This is a genomic window from Rhizobium bangladeshense, from assembly GCF_017357245.1.
Taxonomy (GTDB): domain Bacteria; phylum Pseudomonadota; class Alphaproteobacteria; order Rhizobiales; family Rhizobiaceae; genus Rhizobium; species Rhizobium bangladeshense.
On the sequence record NZ_CP071612.1, the window covers coordinates 3,401,350 to 3,420,267 of the forward strand.

Annotated in this window: 15 protein-coding genes; 8 read left to right on the plus strand and 7 right to left on the minus strand. The window is 60.0% G+C overall.

What is annotated here, in order from left to right; all coding sequences use genetic code 11:
* The first annotated feature begins 325 nt into the window (after positions 1 to 325).
* From J2J98_RS16550 to treZ, 3 genes are all read left to right on the plus strand, one after another.
* Positions 326 to 1,687 (plus strand): NAD(P)-dependent oxidoreductase, encoded by a 1,362-nt coding sequence (locus J2J98_RS16550; protein WP_207601621.1) that lies wholly within the window; start codon positions 326 to 328, stop codon positions 1,685 to 1,687.
* Positions 1,688 to 1,702: 15 nt separating this feature from the next.
* On the plus strand, positions 1,703 to 3,016 hold the full coding sequence (gene preA, locus J2J98_RS16555; RefSeq protein WP_064705965.1) for an NAD-dependent dihydropyrimidine dehydrogenase subunit PreA: 1,314 nt from the start codon (positions 1,703 to 1,705) through the stop codon (positions 3,014 to 3,016).
* Between the two features lie 159 nt (positions 3,017 to 3,175).
* Complete coding sequence (gene treZ / locus J2J98_RS16560; RefSeq protein ID WP_207601622.1) at positions 3,176 to 5,164, plus strand: malto-oligosyltrehalose trehalohydrolase; 1,989 nt, start codon at positions 3,176 to 3,178, stop codon at positions 5,162 to 5,164.
* A 97-nt stretch (positions 5,165 to 5,261) separates the two neighbouring features.
* Here treZ and J2J98_RS16565 read toward each other — a convergent pair whose 3' ends face one another.
* The 4 genes from J2J98_RS16565 to J2J98_RS16580 all read right to left on the minus strand — a co-directional run bounded on the left by J2J98_RS16565 (position 5,262) and on the right by J2J98_RS16580 (position 9,473).
* Positions 5,262 to 6,098, minus strand: coding sequence for an SIR2 family NAD-dependent protein deacylase (locus J2J98_RS16565; RefSeq protein WP_064705966.1), 837 nt, complete (start codon positions 6,096 to 6,098; stop codon positions 5,262 to 5,264).
* 202 nt (positions 6,099 to 6,300) lie between these two features.
* A complete protein-coding gene (locus J2J98_RS16570; protein WP_064705967.1) occupies positions 6,301 to 6,735 on the minus strand; it encodes a DUF6766 family protein in 435 nt (144 codons plus the stop codon).
* 63 nt (positions 6,736 to 6,798) lie between these two features.
* Positions 6,799 to 7,833, minus strand: coding sequence for a TIGR03885 family FMN-dependent LLM class oxidoreductase (locus tag J2J98_RS16575; protein WP_138396431.1), 1,035 nt, complete (start codon positions 7,831 to 7,833; stop codon positions 6,799 to 6,801).
* Complete coding sequence (locus J2J98_RS16580) at positions 7,830 to 9,473, minus strand: alpha-amylase family protein (protein WP_207601623.1); 1,644 nt, start codon at positions 9,471 to 9,473, stop codon at positions 7,830 to 7,832. Before J2J98_RS16580 ends, J2J98_RS16575 begins: the two co-directional genes overlap by 4 nt.
* A gap of 174 nt (positions 9,474 to 9,647) precedes the next feature.
* Between J2J98_RS16580 and J2J98_RS16585 the strand changes: the two genes are divergently transcribed.
* Positions 9,648 to 11,327 carry a glycoside hydrolase family 13 protein gene (locus J2J98_RS16585; protein WP_207601624.1) on the plus strand — a complete coding sequence of 560 codons (1,680 nt, stop codon included), beginning with the start codon at positions 9,648 to 9,650 and terminating at the stop codon, positions 11,325 to 11,327.
* A gap of 87 nt (positions 11,328 to 11,414) precedes the next feature.
* On the opposite strand, the gene ftrA is transcribed toward J2J98_RS16585, so the two are convergent.
* Complete coding sequence (gene ftrA, locus J2J98_RS16590) at positions 11,415 to 12,413, minus strand: transcriptional regulator FtrA (RefSeq protein WP_207601625.1); 999 nt, start codon at positions 12,411 to 12,413, stop codon at positions 11,415 to 11,417.
* A gap of 69 nt (positions 12,414 to 12,482) precedes the next feature.
* Between ftrA and J2J98_RS16595 the strand changes: the two genes are divergently transcribed.
* Positions 12,483 to 12,893: a rhodanese-like domain-containing protein gene (locus J2J98_RS16595; protein WP_138396435.1), complete on the plus strand. Its 411-nt coding sequence runs from the start codon at positions 12,483 to 12,485 to the stop codon at positions 12,891 to 12,893.
* 38 nt (positions 12,894 to 12,931) lie between these two features.
* On the opposite strand, the gene J2J98_RS16600 is transcribed toward J2J98_RS16595, so the two are convergent.
* Complete coding sequence (locus J2J98_RS16600) at positions 12,932 to 13,954, minus strand: zinc-dependent alcohol dehydrogenase family protein (RefSeq protein WP_207601626.1); 1,023 nt, start codon at positions 13,952 to 13,954, stop codon at positions 12,932 to 12,934.
* 102 nt (positions 13,955 to 14,056) lie between these two features.
* Between J2J98_RS16600 and J2J98_RS16605 the strand changes: the two genes are divergently transcribed.
* The 3 genes from J2J98_RS16605 to J2J98_RS16615 all read left to right on the plus strand — a co-directional run bounded on the left by J2J98_RS16605 (position 14,057) and on the right by J2J98_RS16615 (position 18,214).
* On the plus strand, positions 14,057 to 14,956 hold the full coding sequence (locus J2J98_RS16605) for a LysR family transcriptional regulator (protein WP_207601627.1): 900 nt from the start codon (positions 14,057 to 14,059) through the stop codon (positions 14,954 to 14,956).
* Between the two features lie 151 nt (positions 14,957 to 15,107).
* Positions 15,108 to 15,644, plus strand: coding sequence for a biliverdin-producing heme oxygenase (locus J2J98_RS16610; protein WP_207601628.1), 537 nt, complete (start codon positions 15,108 to 15,110; stop codon positions 15,642 to 15,644).
* A complete protein-coding gene (locus J2J98_RS16615) occupies positions 15,641 to 18,214 on the plus strand; it encodes an HWE histidine kinase domain-containing protein (RefSeq protein ID WP_207601629.1) in 2,574 nt (857 codons plus the stop codon). The genes J2J98_RS16610 and J2J98_RS16615 overlap by 4 nt, the downstream gene beginning before the upstream one ends.
* A 5-nt stretch (positions 18,215 to 18,219) precedes the next feature.
* On the opposite strand, the gene J2J98_RS16620 is transcribed toward J2J98_RS16615, so the two are convergent.
* A complete protein-coding gene (locus tag J2J98_RS16620; RefSeq protein ID WP_138396440.1) occupies positions 18,220 to 18,864 on the minus strand; it encodes a TetR family transcriptional regulator C-terminal domain-containing protein in 645 nt (214 codons plus the stop codon).
* Between the last annotated feature and the right edge of the window lie 54 nt (positions 18,865 to 18,918).

Sequence of the window (18,918 nt, forward strand, 5' to 3'; positions counted from 1 at the left end):
GGGAGGGGACCGTGAGTACGTCCGGACGGTGGGTTGGGGGCGCGCATGTTGGGTCGATGCGATCACCATCCGGATATCGCAATAACGGCGAAGCTCACCTTTGGTTCCCTGGGCATCAAAAAAAATCGACCTATTTTTATTTTTTTTCGAATGCCCGTCCCCTCCCGCACGCTCAAATGGATCACCAGTTCGAGATGAAGAAATTTATCGTGTAAAGACAGACGCATGCAGGAGCCATCGTTGGAAAATTTTACCGTTTGATAAATTTTTGAACCTGAGTTACGCTTGCCCTCACAGGCCGTTTACCAATAATGAGGGAACTTCAATGGAACGACTGGAAACTGGGATTCATGCCGGGCGGCTTTCGCCCGCCGAGTATGAAGCTAATTTTTCCGATCTGCATCCGCGCCTCGACAATCATGAGGCGCTGGTCGCCGCCGACCGCTGTTATTTCTGTTATGACGCGCCGTGCATGACGGCCTGCCCCACCTCGATCGACATTCCGCTGTTCATCCGCCAGATTTCGACCGGCAATCCGCTCGGCTCGGCAAAGACGATCTTCGACCAGAACATTCTCGGCGGCATGTGCGCCCGCGTCTGTCCCACCGAAGAGCTCTGCGAGCAGGCCTGCGTACGCAACACCGCCGAGGAACGGCCCGTCGAGATCGGCCGCCTGCAGCGTTATGCGACCGATGCCGCCATGCAGGCAGGCAAGCAGTTCTATGTCAGGGCCGAGGCGAGCGGCAAACGGATCGCCGTTGTCGGCGCCGGCCCGGCAGGCCTTGCCGCCGCCCATCGCCTGGCGGTGAAGGGCCATAGCGTGACCATCTACGACGCCAGGGAAAAATCCGGCGGCCTCAACGAGTACGGCATCGCCACCTACAAGACGGTCGATGACTTCGCCCAGAAGGAAGTCGAGTACGTTTTGTCGATCGGTGGTATCGACGTCAGGCACGGCGTCCTTCTCGGCCGCGATTTTTCGCTTTCCGATCTGCAGGCGCAGTATCACGCTGTCTTCCTCGGCATCGGCCTTGCCGGCGTCAACGCGTTGCGCATCGAAGGCGAAAGGCTTGCCGGCGTCGATGATGCCGTCGACTTCATTGCCGCGCTCCGCCAGGCGGAAGACAAGGGTCAGATCCCGATCGGCCGCCGTGTCGTCGTGCTCGGCGGCGGCATGACGGCGATCGACGCTGCCGTGCAGGCAAAGCTGCTCGGCGCCGAGGAGGTGACGATCTGTTACCGCCGTGGCAAGGAACATATGAACGCCTCGGAATACGAGCAGGATCTGGCCAGTTCCAAGGGCGTCATCATCCGCCACTGGCTCGCGCCGAAATCAATCCTGTCGCAGGACGGCAAAGTCGCCGCCATCGAGGTGGAATATACCAAAATCGTCGAAGGCCGCCTGGTCGGTACCGGCGAGACCGGCGTGATTGCCGCCGATCAGATCTTCAAGGCGATCGGCCAGACCTTTGATGCCTCCGGCCTCGGTTCACTGCGCATGGAATCCGGTCGCATCGCGGTCGACGTCGAAGGCCGGACTTCGCTTGACGGCGTCTGGGCCGGAGGCGACTGCGTCTTCGGCGGCGAGGACCTCACGGTTTCCGCTGTCGCCCACGGCCGCGATGCGGCTGAATCCATCCATCGCGCTCTCTCCGCAACGGCCGCTCCGGCTGTCGCGGTTGCTTGAAGGGGAGAATGACCAATGGCTGATCTCCGCAACAATTTCGTCGGCATCAAATCCCCGAACCCGTTCTGGCTGGCGTCCGCGCCGCCGACCGACAAGGCCTATAACGTCGAGCGCGCCTTCAAGGCCGGCTGGGGTGGCGTGGTCTGGAAGACGCTCGGCGAGGAAGGACCGCCCGTCGTCAACGTCAACGGCCCCCGCTATGGCGCGATCTTTGGCGCCGACCGCCGCCTACTGGGCCTCAACAATATCGAGCTGATCACCGACCGCGACCTCTACACCAACCTGCGCGAAATGAAGCAGGTGAAGATGAACTGGCCGGATCGGGCGCTGATCGCCTCGATCATGGTGCCCTGCGAGGAACAGGCCTGGAAGGCGATCCTGCCTCTGGTCGAAGAGACCGGCGCCGACGGTATCGAACTCAATTTCGGCTGTCCGCACGGCATGTCGGAACGCGGCATGGGCTCGGCCGTCGGCCAGGTGCCGGAATATATCGAAATGGTCGTGCGCTGGTGCAAGCAGTACACCCGCATGCCCGTTATCACCAAGCTGACGCCAAATATCACCGATATCCGCCGCCCCGCCCGCGCCGCCAAGGCCGGCGGCACCGACGCCGTTTCGCTGATCAACACGATCAATTCGATCGTCTCCGTCGATCTCGACAACTTCGCCCCCAACCCGACGGTCGGCGGCAAGGGCAGCCATGGCGGCTATTGCGGCCCGGCGGTCAAGCCGATCGCGCTCAACATGGTGGCTGAGATCGCTCGTGACCCCGAAACCTACGGCCTGCCGATCTCCGGCATCGGCGGCATCACCACCTGGCGGGACGCGGCCGAATTCCTCGTCCTCGGTGCCGGCAACGTTCAGGTCTGCACGGCGGCGATGACCTACGGCTTCAAGATCGTACAGGAGATGATATCGGGCCTCTCCGACTGGATGGATGAAAAGGGCCATCGCACCCTCGACGACATTACCGGTCGCGCCGTGCCCAACGTCACCGACTGGCAATATCTGAACCTCAACTACGTCGCCAAGGCGAAGATTGATCAGGACGCCTGCATCAAATGCGGCCGCTGCCATATTGCCTGCGAGGACACTTCGCACCAGGCGATTACCAATGTCCTCAACGGTCTGCGTCACTTCGAGGTGATCGAAGAGGAATGCGTCGGCTGCAATCTCTGCGTCAACGTCTGCCCGGTCGAGAACTGCATCACCATGGAACCGCTTGCCGCCGGCACCATCGACAAACGTACCGGCCGCGCCGTCGATCCGAACTATGCCAACTGGACGACCCACCCGAACAACCCGATGGCCCGCCAGGCAGCGGAGTGACGGCTTTACAACGCCGCGGACAAGCTCGGTCCGCGGCGTTGCGACGTACCCCAAATGCGGATTTGGGGGTTGATAGGCAGCCCGAAAGGGAGCGAATAGCAATGATGGGAACATCATAAGGCTACCGAAGTTAGCGCAGGCGATCTCCACGAGAGAACCATGCACGACCACTCAGGCAGCGAAAAGTCAACACCGATACCTCCAAGTTCGAGCCGACGCCTCCCGATCGGAGCGGAGGTTGATGCTGGCGGCGTTTCGTTCCGGCTATGGGCTCCTGCCAGAGAACGCTGCTTCCTCGTGATCGAGGGAAATTCCGAATACGAGATGTCGGCGGAGGATGGCGGCTACTTCTGCCTCTATCTGCCCGGTCTGACTGCTGGGACGCGCTACCAGTTTCACTTTGGAGACGCGGATGATCTTCTTGCCGATCCTGCTTCGCGATTTCAGCCGGATGGTCCATTGGGGCCATCAGTCATCGTTGATCCGGCGCGGTATCAGTGGAACGATCACGATTGGCAAGGAATTCCCGCTTTCGGAGCTGCTCTCTATGAGCTGCACATCGGCACCTTCACAAGGGATGGTACCTTTGCGGCAGCCCGGGAAAAGCTGGCCAAACTTCGTGCGATTGGCATCAACTGCGTGGAAGTAATGCCAATCAATGAGTTCGAAGGCGAATTCGGCTGGGGCTACGACGGCACGTTGCTCTATGCTCCGACCCGGCTCTATGGATCACCCGATGATGTGCGCGCTTTCGTCGACGAAGCTCACCGGATCGGCATGGGAGTGATCCTCGACGTGGTCTACAATCACTTCGGTAACGGCGAGCGCTTTTGCGAATTCACATCAGACTATTTTACCGAGCGTTACTCGAACGAATGGGGTAAGTCGATCAACTTCGATGGTCCGAACAGCCGTGGCGTTCGCGAATATGTCGCAACGAACGCGGCCTACTGGATCGAGGAGTTCCATTTTGATGGACTGCGCATCGATGCAACGCAGGCCTTGTTCGACTCAAGCCGCGAACACATAGTCACCCTCATCGCCAGAAAAGCTCGCGCGGCATCGGGAGGGCGTCAGATCTATCTCGTGAGCGAAAATGAGCCGCAACAAACCGATATGGTGCGGTCGGCAGGTATAGGAGGGCATGGGCTGGATGCCCTGTGGAATGAGGATTTCCACCGCTCCGCGACAGTGGCGGCGACGGGCCGCAACGAAGCCTATTATCACGATCATCGCGGTACGGCCCAGGAGCTCGTTTCTGCCGCCAAATATGGCTGCTTGTTTCAAGGACAGCGATATGATTGGCAGGACAAACCGCGGGGGAGCGCCGGGCTGGACCTCAAGCCCTGGAACTTCATACACTTCCTCCAAAATCACGATCAGATCGCCAACTCCGGCACAGGAGCCAGGATCGGCCACATAACATCGCCGGCCCGCCTTCGGGTCCTGACGACACTCCAGCTACTGGGGCCGCAGACGCCGATGCTCTTTCAGGGGCAGGAGTTTGGTTCCTCTTCTCCGTTCTATTATTTCGCGGATCACGACGGAGAAATCGCCGACATCGTACGGCAAGGGCGGCGCAGTTTCATTAGCCAGTTCCCGAACCTGCGAGATGAAGAACTCATCAAACGCATGGCAGATCCATGCGCTCGCGCAACGTTCGACAAGGTGAAGCTTGATTGGGCCGAATGGGAGAGGAACGCGGCGGTCGTTCTGCTTCATCGCGACCTGCTGAATCTACGTCAGACAGACAAGGCATTTTCTCAGCAAGCCTGCGCCCGTGATGGCCAAATGGACGGCAGCATCTTGTCCAGCACCGCCTTCCTCCTCAGGTTCTTCGCCGAGAAACCTTCTGACGAGAGGCTGTTGCTGATCAACTTCGGCAATGATCTCGTGATCGACAGTCTGCCGGACCCGCTTTTTGCTCCACCAGAGGCTCACCAATGGCATCTCTCTTGGTCAAGTGAAGATGCCTCTTACGGTGGCGGCGGACGCCGCCCCTATGACTTCCAGAAGCGTTGGGTATTGAATGGCGATATCGCCCTGGTTCTCGCCCCCGTAAAAGTTGACGACCAGCAAAACGCCTCGGCGGTATCGATGGAGGAATGGCAAGCCGGCATTTTGAGAGCCGCCGGTCCGGGCACCTAGAGCAATTCCGTCTTTCTTCGAAGCACGGAATTGCTCCATCTCGTTGTTTTACGCAATACCGGCGGCAAAACCGCTGCACATTTTTGCTGGAATTGCTCTAACTGCAGGCATCCGGTGTTCGTCGTTCAAGCAGACGTTTGAGGAACTGAGCGAGGGAGTGGCCTGAATTCTCGCCATCGCCACCAAGGACAGTGACGCCCCACCTCTTCAGAACATGCACCTGGACTTCGGTTGGCTCGTGCATGAAGAGAAATAGCGGTGGCCGGTGTCGGTCCATCCCTGTCCGCCGCCATGTTGACCACAGGTGATGGAGCAGAAAGCGAATATTCAGATCGGACATGCTGTAGCCGATGAACAACAACGTCGAGGCGAAGGCATCGCTCCTGAACTTGATATCCAAGGGAGCGTCAAACGACAGGCGGTCGAAATAATCCGACTCCGTCAGCACCAGCGTGTCCGGATCGGAGAAGTCGCCATGGTATTTGACGATCTGAGTTTTGCCGACCGGCGCGGTCGCCATGTCTTTCGCACTTGTAATCCGCGTGAACGCCCGCCCGAACGTCTCATATGACATTTCAAGGTTGTCATCGTAGTTTGTGGTGTAGACGAGAGGAAAATCCAATTCCACGATGAGCCGATGCAACTCCGAGGCCCTCAGTTGCTCCGGCGAAACCTGCCACTCGCGTTTCATCCATTCGACCAACTGAGACAATGAACCGTGTTTCAACCGGTAATATTCGGCGATTTCCTGGTAGGTCGTGCCGTGCTCGGCGGCGAATGACGAAGGCAGCCCTAAATCTATCAACATATGGTCGATGAGGCAGGTCCATGACGGCAAGCCGACGTTCATCGATATTCCTGCCCCAACGAACAAAATGGCCTGCCGGCGTTCAAGCGCGCTGGCGATCGCCAATATCTGTTCATCGTGTGGCACGAATCCTCCTGACTCCTTAGACCGAACGTCGTCTGGGGAGACTTGTTTCCGTGCGATAACGTACCACCCATTGGCGCGCGTGACTGAGGTGCCCCGCAATCCTTCACCACGCATCGCGGTTCGCGGCCTCCCTCGGCGGGTCCTGGGCGGGCGGCCGCAAGGATGCAACCGACCGGCAGCTCCGTCATCCGCCTGAGCCGGCCTACGTGGCGTCACCAACCCTCTGGGGGCCCCTATGCGTTTCCAATTCGTGGGCGTATGGTCCCGCATGTCCGCCGGTTCTCATGAAGTGCTTATCGATCTCGGCGATGATCGCTTCAGCCTTCTCTCCGCCATTTAATCTGATCAGAGCGTCCAGTTTCGCTTCGGTGCGGTCATCGTTTTCCTTCGAAGAAGGAGACCCGATATAGAGAAAGTAGGCAAGACCGACGACCTGCCAGAGCAACTGCAGGAATTCGGACTGCCAATTTTCAAATGTGTCTCTGCCCATCTCCATGATATAGGCATTGAAATCAGGCACCTGACCGTGGCTCTGCTGCTCGCCGACAAAAGCAAACCAACCAAATAACCAATGGCCGGTGAGCGAAAATAGAAAGAAGCCGACAGTGATCCAGGCGTAGGCGTATTTCTTGAACATGCTACCTCCTTTGGTCAGGCAACCGGTGCGAGTGCGAGATCAGGCACATTTGCGAGATCCTCATCAGCTGACCCCTGGCCTGCCCTTCAAGTCATCCCCTAGAGAGGTCGATGCAGCAGCTGGCGCGCCTGTCCTGAAAGCGGGTAGGACCTCGTGTCCGAAGGCTTTGATGAACTCGCGCTGATTGCGCCCGACATTGTGAATATAAATCTCTTTAAATCCCATCGCGATGTCGGCTTTCAGCCACGCGACATGCTGTTGCGGATCGACCGAGATGCGCACGTGCTCATCCATGTCTTCCGGACGCACCTTCAGACACGCCTCATCGAATTCCTGCGGCAAACGAAGCGTTTCCGAGATCGCGGCGGAAATTGCGTTGCTCCGCCACTGCTCGAAGGCGTTTGCTCTGGCTTCCTCTTCGGAGCCTGCATAAGAAACATGTGTCTGTAAGTAGAGCGGTTTTTCCTCCCCGCCGCCGCGCCGGAAGGCATCGACGATTTCGCCGAGCTTGTCGGGCGGCTGGTTGATGGTGATGAGCGCATCGGCCCAGCTTCCCGCCCACTCGGCCGTTTCCGGCGAAAGAGCGCCGGCAACAATGCGAGGTATCTCTTCTGGAAGAGTATGGATGCGGGCCTGATCGACTTTGATAGGTCCTTCCCGGCTGACAAGCTTCCCCATCCACAAGTCCCGCATGATTTCGACCGCGGCACGCAGTCGTTCATTTCTTTCAGCCTTGGAAGGCCAGCGTTCGCCGATGACGTGTTCATTCATGGCCTGTCCGCTGCCGACCGCGATCCACGGCAACCGTCCCGGAAACATCTCGGCGATCGTCGCGCCGGCCTGTGCAGTAATCGCCGGATGATAACGCCAGCCCATAGGAACGGTGATGATACCAAAGGGAATGGATCGCGTAGCCTGCAGCGCCGCGCCCAACCATGCCCACGCAAAGCCTGATTGTCCCTGCCTCTCGCTCCATGGCGTTAGGTGATCGGATGACATCACGGAGTCGAAACCTGCAGCCTCCGCAGCCTGCACATAACCAAGGAGCTCGCTTGGCGAAAATTGTTCGTGGGACGCGTGATAGCCGATGAGCGTCATGTTCCATTGCCTTCTGAAATAAACCAACGATAGGAATAAGGCTGGAGCTCGAGGCGTGGTTCCTTGAGACCCTCGTACTCGATATCGTCAATCAAATCTCGAAACCCTTTGGGTTGCATGCCGCCAAAATTGATTTCCGTCTTGATTTGACGATCCGAGAGATTGTGGACAAGCAACAGGAGCGACCCGGCATCTTCGAATCCATGGACCAAAACCGCCGGATCCTCGGCGCTCAACCGCACCAGCCGACCCTTGGTGAAAATCGGCTGGTTCCGGCGAAGAGAAATGAAGCGCTTGATTCTGTTCAACAGGGAATTGGAATCCGCCGATTGGTCGGCGACATTCACTTTCTTGTAGGAAAACGGCCCATCGGCGACGAGCGGTTGGCACAGTTTTCCGGTGCTGGCGCCGGAGAAGCCTGCATTCTTCTCCGCCGACCATTGCATCGGAACCCGCACCGTATTGCGTCCGGCCTGGGAAAGGTCCTCGCCAATGCCGATCTCATCTCCGTAGACGATGAGGGGCGGCCCGCTCAGAGAAAAAATGATGCTGAAGGCGAGTTCGATCCGCCGCTGGTCGCCTTGAAGCATGGGCGCAACGCGGCGCCGGATGCCGCGGCCGAAAACCCGCATTTCTTCTTTCGGCGCGAAGACTTCGAAGACCTTCTTCTTCAAATCCTCGGGAACGCGGGAAAAATCGAGTTCGTCGAGATTGCGCAGGAAGTTGACCCAGCCGCAACCCGGCGGCGGCTCCGGAAGCAGGCTCAGCCCCTGATTGATCGAAGCGGCGTCTTCTCCGGCAAAACCGGCAAAGAGATAGCAGGCAAGCATGAAATTGAGCAGAAGCTGGAGTTGGTCCCCTTCTCCGAAAAAAGCGTCGGATGCCTCCGGCGGAAGATTGACTTCCCCGAGCAGCACACCGCCGGGCCGCCGGCTTTGCAGATAGCCGCCGATCTGCCTCAGTATGCCATGGGGATCGCGGGGATTGGCATGTTCAAGTCCTTTGTCGGCAATGATGAGCGGGGCGGCATCGAGCCTGAACCCGCTGACGCCGAACGCGATCCAGTAATCGACGATGCGCAATATCTCTTCGCGGACCTGCGGATTTGCGGCATTCAGTTCGGGCTGAAATTCGTAGAAACTATGGAAGTAATAGGCTCTTGCCACCTCGTCATAGGTCCACAGGCTGTTCACTTCGCCCGGAAAAATCGATTTCGCCCCGGAGGCGACGGGGGGAGGATCGGCGCTCCAAACATAGTAGTTGCGGTATCGCGTCATGTCGTCCCGCCGGGCGGCCTGGAACCAGGGATGCTGATCGGATGTGTGATTGACGACAAGGTCGATGATCACTCGAATCCCATGTTCACCGGCGCTGTGCAGGAAGGTCAGGAAATCGTCAAGCGTTCCCACCTTCGGATTGACCGAATAAAAATCGCTGACGTCATAACCATTGTCGCGGTCCGGGCTGCCATAAAACGGCAGGAGCCAGATGCAGGTGATTCCGAGTTCCGAAAGATAACTCAGCTTCTCGGCAAGGCCGATGAAGTCGCCGATGCCGTCGCCATTGCCATCGGCGAACTTTTCGACATCGATGCTGTAGATCACAGCCTCCTCATACCAGCTACTGCTTCGGTTCGGCACAGCCACTCTCCTGCCAGTCCTTTGGAAGCTTCTAACTGTTCCGGAAGGACCAGGTTCCGTTTCCGCTGACGCGACAGGGCGCGGCAGGAAACGGCAAGGCAGGCCTCACTTTGTTGGAACCTGCCGGCATCCGGGGTGTTTTCTCCGTATCCCAAACATCTAGGAAAGCCTTTGATGGATCAGTCCACGACACCGCTGGGAGGTCCCGAGCGCTCCCCTCTCCAACCGAAATGGTGGCATACGGCAACCGTCTACCAGGTCTATCCGCGCAGCTTCTGCGATTCCGACGGAGATGGCATTGGTGATATTCCCGGCATCACTTCAAAGCTCGACTACCTGAAGAAGCTCGGCATCGACATCATCTGGCTTTCGCCGATCTATAAGTCGCCGATGGACGATAATGGTTACGACATATCCGACTATCGAGACATCGCACCCGAGTTCGGCACACTCCTAGATTTCGACAAGCTGGTAGCTGAGGCAAAAGAGCGAGGGATCGGCATCATGCTCGATCTCGTCGTCAACCATACATCCGACGAGCATCCGTGGTTTCTTCAATCCCGCCAGGGGCCTAACAATCCATTCCGCGATTTCTACATCTGGCGCAAGCCCGCCCCGGACGGAGGCCCGCCGAATGGCCTGAAATCCTCCTTCGGCGGCCCGGCCTGGACCCTCGATCCCACGACCGGCGAATATTACCTGCATATGTTTTCCCGCCGCCAGCCGGACCTCAACTGGGAGAACCAAAAGGTACGGGCGGAAATTTATGACATGATGAACTGGTGGTTGGAGCGGGGCATCGCCGGCTTCCGCATGGATGTCATCGACTACATCGGCAAACAGGTGGACCGGGAGCTGGTCAAGGATGGACCGCATCTGCACGACTATCTGCAGGAGATGAACGCCAAAACCTTCGGCAGCCGCGACATACTGACGGTCGGCGAAGCTTGGAGCGCCACCCCCGGCGCAGCGCTGCTCTATTCCGGGCGCGAACGCCGGGAACTGTCGATGATCTTCCAGTTCGAACACGTCACCCAGCAGTGGGACGCGGTCTATGGGAAATGGCGCCCGAAACCGTTCGATCTGGTGAATCTCAAGACGGTCCTCAGCAAGTGGCAGCTCGCCTTGTCGGAAGACGGGTGGAATTCCCTCTTCTGGGGCAATCACGATTTGCCGCGCGCCGTCTCGCGCTACGGCAATGCCACCGGCTATCATGTCGAGTCGGCCAAGATGCTGGCGACCGTGTTGCATCTCCTCAAGGGCACCCCTTTCGTCTATCAGGGCGAGGAGATCGGCATGACGAACGTCCCCTTCACCTCCATCGAACAATATCGGGATATCGAAACAATCAACATGCACAGGCTGCATGTGGAGGCCGGCCTTTCACCGGAGGAATTCATCCGGGGAGCAAATGAGAACGGCCGCGACAACGCCCGCACCCCGATGCAATGGAGCGCCGCCCCCTATGGCGGCTTTTCAACCGGCGTGCCCTGGATAGAGGTCAACCCCAATTACTCGAAGGTCAACGCCGAAGCGGCCATCAACGACGAAAAGTCGATCTGGAACCACTATCGCAAACTCATCGCTCTCCGGAAAAACCACCCCGTCATCGTCTATGGCGAATACCGGTCCTGGCTCGACCAGCACCCCGATGTCTTCGTTTATACCCGCGCCCTCGACAGGAGTTGGATCATCGTGGTCGCCAACTTCACACCCAGGGAGATTACGCTGAGTTTGCCGAAGGAGCTCGCCATCAACGGAGAATGCCTGATCTGCAATTATGAATCGGTACACATGATCGGTGAAACTATCGAGCTCAAGCCGTACGAAACCTTCGCGATAGAGTGTAAGTGAAGCTCTCGGGGCAACGTGGTTTCCCCAAGCGACGGAGTGACGGGTTTGACAACATCGAAAGTTGCACGCGATTTCGGCACGACGCGTTCAGCCGCCGAATGACTTCCGATAGGCATGCGGGCTCGTCCCCAGCCGCTTGCGGAAGTGGTGCCGCATCGTCGCCAGCGTGCCGAAGCCGCTTGATGTCGCGATATCGTCGAGCGATACGGCAAGCTCTCTTTCGAGAAGGTCGCGCGCATGGCGCAGCCGCTCCTTCAGCAACCATTCGCCGACGCTGAGACCGGTCGTTGCTTCGAAGCGGCGCTGGAAGGTGCGCATGCTCATGCCCGCCCTCTTGGCCAGGAGGCTGATCGGCTGCTCCTCGGCCAGGCTTTCGCGCATCCACTCGATAAGCGGGCCCAGGCGTATGCCTTCGCGCTCCTCCGGGACGGGCGCTCTGATGAACTGCGCCTGCCCGCCTTCGCGGTGCGGCGGCACGACGAGGCGGCGCGCAACGCTGTTGGCGGCCTCCGAGCCGAAATCGCCGCGCACGACGTGCAGGCAGAGGTCGATGCCGGCAGCGCTGCCGGCCGCCGTCAGCAGACTGCCCTCATCGATGTACAGAACATCGGCATCGAGCGTGACATCCGGATAGCGCGCCGCGATCGACGAGACATAGCGCCAATGCGTGGTCGCCCTGCGGTTGGCAAGCAGGCCGGCGCCGGCAAGAACCGTAACGCCGGAGCAGAGCGACATGATGCGCGCACCGCGCTGATGCGCTGCCTTGAGTGCGGTGGAAAGCGGTTCCGGCACAGGTGCATCGATCGCCCGCCAGCCGGGAACGACGATCAGGTCCGCCTCGTCGAGCACCTCCAGCCCCTTATCGACCGCGACCGTTAATCCGCCGGCGGCGCGAAGCGGCCCCGGCTCGATGCCGCAGACCGCGAAGCGATACCAGGCTTCACCCATCTCCGGACGCGGCAAGCCGAAGACCTCATAGGCAATACCGAATTCGAAGGTGCAGAGCCCGTCATAGGCGAGCACTGCTACCAGCGGTCCCTTTGTCTGCGGAGACACGTTTGGCATGATCTTTACGCTGTCAGTCACGATGACCAATTTCGCCAAGCTGTAGCATCAGCGATACCAGGCGGCAATCCAACACGAAAGGAAGGACCGATGCCAAGCGCCGTCTCCGAAATCCCCGCCGCCGAGCCCGATCTCGCTGCCGCCCATCACGCCGCCAAGCTGGCCTTCGAGACCGATTGTTCGGATGTCCGTGCCGCCTTTGCGGCCGGGAAGGTTGATTTCGTTCTTCTCGACGTACGCTCGCCGGCGTTGTTTGCGCAGTCCCATGTGCCGGGCGCGATCAACCTGCCGCATGGCAAGATGACCGCGCATCGCATGTCGGAATGGGCAAGGGACACGCTCTTCGTCGTCTATTGCGCCGGCCCTCATTGCAACGGCGCCGACAAGGCCGCCTTCCGCCTTGCTAAGCTCGGCCTTAAGGCCAAGCTGATGATCGGCGGCATGACGGGCTGGGCCGACGAGGGTTTCGCCTTCGAAAGCGAAGCCGTTGCTGCCGAATAGGCTGACGCTCCCTCAACAATGAGAGAGGAGCGCATCTCTTAAAACTCAATCACGACCTTGCCGAAGGGGCCCCGATAGAGATGATCGAGGGCCTGCGGCAGTTCCGCGAAGGCATAACGCCTGTCGATGACCGGCTTCAGCCCGGTCTGGTCGACGGCGCGCACCAGATCTTCCAGCGCCCGGCGATGACCGACGGCAATTCCCTGCACGACAGGCGCCTTGAGAAGCAGCGGTGCCACCGGCGCCGAGACCTCGAAACCCTCGAGCACACCGATCACCGAAATTCGGCCGTTGACCGCCACGGCCTTCAGCGCCTGGCCGAGATGCGACCCGCCGACGATTTCGAGCACGTGGTCGGCACCGTAGTCGCCGGTCAGATGATGGAGCCGCTCCACCCAGTCGCCCTCGTGTCGGTTGATCAGATGATCAGCGCCGAGTGCCTGCGCCCGTTCCAGTTTTTCGGCACTGCCTGACGTGATCAAGACCTCGGCGCCATGCGCCTTGGCAATCTGAAGGCCAAAAAGCGCGACGCCGCCAGTCCCCTGCACGAGCACCTTGTCCCCGGCCTTCAGCCTGCCGCATTCGATCAGCGCGACCCATGCCGTCAGTCCAGCGCAGGGCAGCGTGCTCGCTTCGGCGGCATCGAGCGTTTTCGGAGCAAGCGTGAACCACTCCTCGGAAAGCACCGTGTGTTCGGAGAGCACGCCCGGATAGAGGCCGCCGCGCGTCTGGTAGGGCGGAGTACGCGCGGTGCCCGGCCCGCGGCCGTCGATCCAGTCCGGGGAAAAGGTGGAGATAACGAGATCGCCTGGTTTGAAGCGTGTGACATCCTGGCCGACGGCCTCGACCACGCCGGCCATGTCCGATGCCGGCACGAAGGGAAACTGCAACGGCAGCCCCATGCCACTCTCGAGCACCAGCCTGTCGCGGAAATTGAGGGAGACCGCCTGTGTGCGCACCCTGATCATCGTGCCGGACACTTCGGGAATTCTGGCTTCACCGATTTTCAGATTGGCCTCCGGCCCGATGGCATTGGTTTGCCACTGCCTTGTCGTCTGCATCTTTCTGCTCCTTCTCGATTGGAGGAGCACCAGATATATCGTTGAACTTTCATCTCCTGTTGCGATATTAGATCGCCACAATGGTGCCATAATGGAAACAATATGGAGCGGCTGAAGGGCATTTCGATCTTCGTCGAAACAGTGGAAGCGGGCAGTTTCTCCGTTGCCGCTGAACGGCTTCATCTCACCCGCTCGGCGGTCAGCAAGACGATCGCGAGGCTCGAACAGCGGCTCGGCGTCCGGCTTTTCAACCGCACGACCCGGACCCAGACCCTCACCGACGAAGGCCGCTTCTTTTATGAGCGCTGCCTGAGAGCCATCGAGGAAATCCGCATCGGCGAAGCCCAGCTCGAATCTGGAAGACGTGAGGTCCGCGGCAGGCTGCGGGTATCGATGCCGGCACTATTCGGCCGCCATTGCGCCGCCCCGATCCTGACACGCCTGCTGGACGAACATCCGGACCTCGAACTCGATTTATCCTTCGGCGATCGCGTCGTCGATCTTCTGGAGGATGGCTTCGACCTTGCCGTCCGCAACGGCCCGCTGAAGGACAATCCTGACCTGATGGCGCGGACAATCGCCCGGCAGTCCATGACGGTCTGCGCCTCGCCCGCTTATCTCAAAGAGTACGGCGTGCCGCAAACGCTCGACGATCTCGCCAACCATCAGGGCATCGTCTATCGCAGAGGCGACAATGATAGGCCCTGGACCTTCCCTACGGCGGCCGGTCCGCCGCGCGACGTCCTGCCGAAATCGCGGCTGCGGCTCGACGATCTCGCCTCGATCGCCGACGCCGCGGTTGAAGGTCGTGGACTTGCCTGGCTGACCTGCTGGCTCGTACGGGATAGAGTCCTGTCGGGAGAACTTGTACGGGTTCTGACCGACGTGCCGTCCACCATTTTCGAGGCCTATGCTGTCTGGCCGAGATCGCCGGTCATGCTGCCGAAGGTGCGCCTTGCCATCGATATGCTGGCCGCGGAACTGCCGGCGATCATGAGCTAAAAGAGGTACCGTCGCACGAAATCGAGCCGACCGGGAAGCCCATGTTTTTCTATGTCTTTCTCTGGAAATGCCGAGACGCTGCAATATATCGCTAGTTTGTCGCTCTCGCATTCTCGGCATCGTCTGCCACATCACTAAGAACACGGTCCATATGTCACTTCGCAGCGTGCTCCGCGCACAGACAGCAGATTGCCACGCCGAAGTCGATAAGCTATTCGGCATTTTCGACCTCTCCAGCAAAGAGCAGTACAGGACATTCCTGCGCGCCCACGCCCGGGTCATCCCCGCAGCCGAAAATGCGCTTGAGGAAGCCGGGATCGTTCGCCTGCTGCCCGACTGGCCGGAACGAAGGCGCGCGCAGCTGCTGTTTGCCGATATCGGCGAACTCGGCGACCGTCTGCCCGAGCGCCTTCCGCCGCCGGCCTTAGACGACGACGCAGCGCTCTGGGGCGCCGTATACGTCCTCGAAGGCTCCAAACTCGGCGGCGCACTGCTCGCTAAATCCGTTCCCAATCGCCTACCCAACAGCTATCTCACCCCTCGAGGCCCGAATGGCGCCGTCAGGACTTTTATGGATCGTCTCGATGCAAGCAACATCGACGATCCTGCTGCCGCCGTTCGGACTGCTCGCACGCTCTTCGATCTTTTCCTCAAGGCAGGGCAGCTCGAATTGGAAGCCGTCCCATGAGCGACTTGCGAGAACCCGTTGATCTCACCAATTGCGATCGCGAGCCCATCCATCAACTCGGTGCAATCCAGCCCTTCGGTTTCCTGCTGGCGGTATCGCTCGACTGGATGGTCACGCGGGCCTCCACAAATCTTTCGGAGTTTCTCGGGGTGGAGCAGGCCGACGCGCTCGGGCGTCCCGTTTCCTCGTTGATTTTGCCCGAGGCGGTCCACACGATTCGCAACAAGCTGACCACCATACGCAGCTCGGATGTCGTCGAGCGCATTTTCGACATTGCACTGCTGCCTGATCAGTCCCGCTTCGACCTCGCCGTCCACCTCCAGGAAAATCTGGTCATCCTCGAAGGCGAGCGCTGCCAGCAAGACAAGCGCAACGCCCCTTCGCTCTCCATGCGCAGCATGATGTCGCGCCTCGATCAGACTGAAACGCTGGAAGCCTTCTTCCGCGAGGGCGCAAGGCAGGCACGCGCACTCACCGGCTTCGACAGGGTCATGGTTTATCGCTTCGATGAGGGCGGCTCAGGCGAGGTCGTGGCGGAAGCCGCCCGCAGCGGCATCGGTTCGTTCCTGGGGCTACACTATCCGGCCTCTGACATTCCGGTGCAGGCGCGCGCTCTTTATCTGCGCAATCTGTTCCGCATCATCGCCGATGTCGATGCAATTCCCGTGCCGGTTCTCCCGCAGCTCGACGAACAGGGCCAGCCACTCGATCTCTCCATGTCGGTGCTGCGTTCGGTCTCGCCGATCCACATCGAATATCTGAAGAATATGGGAGTCGGCGCTTCGCTCTCCATATCGATCGTCGTCGACGGCAAGCTCTGGGGCCTTTTTGCCTGCCATCACTACGGCCCGCGTCTGCCGTCGGCACAAATCCGCTCCACGGCCGAACTCTTCGGCCAGATGTTCGCTTCACGCCTTGAAAGCCGCGAGCGGCGGCTGGCGCTCGACTACGAGACCAAGGCGCGCCGCATCGCCGACCGGCTTCTCACTTCCGTGGCGGATAATGCCAGCCTGCTCGACGACCCTGCCTGGCTGATCGAGGCTCTCGCCGACGCCGTTCCCGCCGACGGGATCGGTGTCTGGATCAACGGCCGGATCGCGCTTGCCGGCACCGGGCCGGACGAGAAGGCTTTCGCGGCCCTCGTGCGCCATCTCAACCGCAACGCCGGCGGACGCATCTATGCCGTAGACAGGCTCGGCGAAACCTACCCGGATCTTGAGATCGACCATGGAGCGGCAGGCATGCTCGCCATACCGATCTCGCGTTCGCCGCGGGACTATGTCGTGCTTTTCCGTCAGGAATTGGTGCGCACAGTCCGCTGGGGCGGCGATCCGCACAAACCGGTGGAATACGGCCCCAACGGCCCGCGGCTGACGCCGCGCAAGAGCTTCGAAGCCTGGTCGGAACTGGTGCGCGGCCGCTCCCTCCCCTTTACCGAGGCAGAGCGCCGGGTCGCGGAAACGATCCGCGTCACCTTGATCGAGGTGGTGCTGCGGCTGACCGACGAGGCCAGTATGGCACGCCAGATGGCGAACGAGCGGCAGGAACTGCTGATTGCCGAACTCAATCACCGAGTCCGCAACATATTGAGCCTCATCACCGGCATCATTCGGCAGTCGCAGACGACGTCGGTCAGCCTTGGCGACTATATCCGCCAGCTCGAGGGCCGCATTCAGTCGCTCGCCCGCGCCCATGACCAGATCACCAGGGACCACTGGGCGCCAGCTTCGCTGCGGCAATTGCTTTCGGCCGAAACCGCGGCCTATCTTGGAAAGAACGCGCAACGCTTCCGGATGAGCGGCGAAGACGTGTTGCTGGATCCCCAGGCCTTTTCGACCGCCGCTCTGGTCTTCCATGAGCTGATGACCAACAGCGCCAAATATGGCAGCCTTTCAGGCGCCGGCAGCGGCACCGTCGAACTCGACTGGCGTCGTGACGATGAAGGCAATCTGCGCATCGGCTGGCGCGAAAAGGACGGCCCGCCCGTCGCAGACCCGAAACGCCACGGCTTCGGTTCGACGATCATCCGGCGCTCCATTCCCTACGACCTCGGCGGCAAGGCCGAAGTCCGCTACATGAAGGAGGGGCTGGAGGCGGATTTCTTTATTCCGGTTCGGTATGTGAATGCAGTCGGTTCAAGCCCATTGCCGGATGTAGCGCCTGCCGGCGCTGCGCAAAGCGCGGCTGCTTCCGTCGATCGAGAGCCGCTTTCGGGCTTGAAAATCCTGCTGGTGGAAAACAACCTGATTATCGCCATGGATGGAGAGGATATCCTGCGCCGGCTCGGCGCCGAAGTGACAACGGTGCCCAGTGTCGCCGAGGCGATGGAGATCCTGGCCGGCCAGTCCTTCGATTTCGCGCTTCTCGATGTCAATCTCGGCGACGAGACGAGTTTCGGGATTGCCGACCGCTTGGCAGCCGACGGCGTACCCTTCGTTTTTGCCACCGGTTATGGGGAAGGCATCGCCCAGGCCAACAGCCACTCGGACGCGCCGGTGCTACAGAAGCCATATACGACAGAAGGCATCACGGATTTCCTTGCCCGGGTGCAGCTTCCCAAGCGAGGGTAGAACGGTCAAGCGAGCTTCGGCCGCAGCCCGCCAATGAAGAGTTGCTCCAGAAACCGCGCGGCATCCTCGAAGCGCCCTTCGCCGGAATGTTCCTGTCCCAGCACTGCGCGCACCTGAACGTCGAAATCGGCATAATGCTGGGTGGTCGACCAGATCGAGAAGATCAGATGGTAGGGATCGCATTCGACGATCTTGCCCGATTTGGCCCAAGCGCGGATGACCTCCGCCTTCTCGTCGACCAGTTGCTTCAGCGGCCCCTTCAGCTCGTCCTCGATATGGGGCGCGCCCTGCAGCACCTCGTTGGCGAAAAGCCGACTCTCGCGCGGAAAATCGCGCGCCATCTCCAGCTTGCGTCTGATGTAGCTGCGGATCTCCTCCTCCGGATTACCCTCGGCGTCAAAGGCGCGCAGCGGCTCCAGCCAAGTATAGAGCACCCGGTCGATCAGCGCCCGGTGCATGGCTTCCTTGGTGCGAAAGTAATAGAGCAGATTGGGTTTCGACATGCCGGCCACTTCGGCAATCTGATCGATCGTCGAGCCGCGAAAGCCGCGTGCCGAGAACACGTCGAGCGCCGCCTCCAAGATCTGCTCTTCCTTCTCCTCCTGGATCCGCGTCCGCCTCAAGGTCTTCGCTGCTCTCGGAATAGCCATCGGCTATTGTTTCCCCTTGATATTCAACTTCTTCGCTCAAGTTTCGGCAGGTTA

What these genes read in the sequence shown, in the direction of transcription:
- J2J98_RS16550 (WP_207601621.1), top strand. Translation starts at nt 326, where the DNA reads ATGGAACGACTGGAAACTGGGATTCATGCCGGGCGGCTTTCGCCCGCC.
- preA (WP_064705965.1), top strand. Translation starts at nt 1,703, where the DNA reads ATGGCTGATCTCCGCAACAATTTCGTCGGCATCAAATCCCCGAACCCG.
- treZ (WP_207601622.1), top strand. Translation starts at nt 3,176, where the DNA reads ATGCACGACCACTCAGGCAGCGAAAAGTCAACACCGATACCTCCAAGT.
- J2J98_RS16570 (WP_064705967.1), bottom strand. Translation starts at nt 6,735, where the DNA reads ATGTTCAAGAAATACGCCTACGCCTGGATCACTGTCGGCTTCTTTCTA.
- J2J98_RS16575 (WP_138396431.1), bottom strand. Translation starts at nt 7,833, where the DNA reads ATGACGCTCATCGGCTATCACGCGTCCCACGAACAATTTTCGCCAAGC.
- J2J98_RS16585 (WP_207601624.1), top strand. Translation starts at nt 9,648, where the DNA reads ATGGATCAGTCCACGACACCGCTGGGAGGTCCCGAGCGCTCCCCTCTC.
- J2J98_RS16595 (WP_138396435.1), top strand. Translation starts at nt 12,483, where the DNA reads ATGCCAAGCGCCGTCTCCGAAATCCCCGCCGCCGAGCCCGATCTCGCT.
- J2J98_RS16600 (WP_207601626.1), bottom strand. Translation starts at nt 13,954, where the DNA reads ATGCAGACGACAAGGCAGTGGCAAACCAATGCCATCGGGCCGGAGGCC.
- J2J98_RS16605 (WP_207601627.1), top strand. Translation starts at nt 14,057, where the DNA reads ATGGAGCGGCTGAAGGGCATTTCGATCTTCGTCGAAACAGTGGAAGCG.
- J2J98_RS16610 (WP_207601628.1), top strand. Translation starts at nt 15,108, where the DNA reads ATGTCACTTCGCAGCGTGCTCCGCGCACAGACAGCAGATTGCCACGCC.
- J2J98_RS16615 (WP_207601629.1), top strand. Translation starts at nt 15,641, where the DNA reads ATGAGCGACTTGCGAGAACCCGTTGATCTCACCAATTGCGATCGCGAG.
- J2J98_RS16620 (WP_138396440.1), bottom strand. Translation starts at nt 18,864, where the DNA reads ATGGCTATTCCGAGAGCAGCGAAGACCTTGAGGCGGACGCGGATCCAG.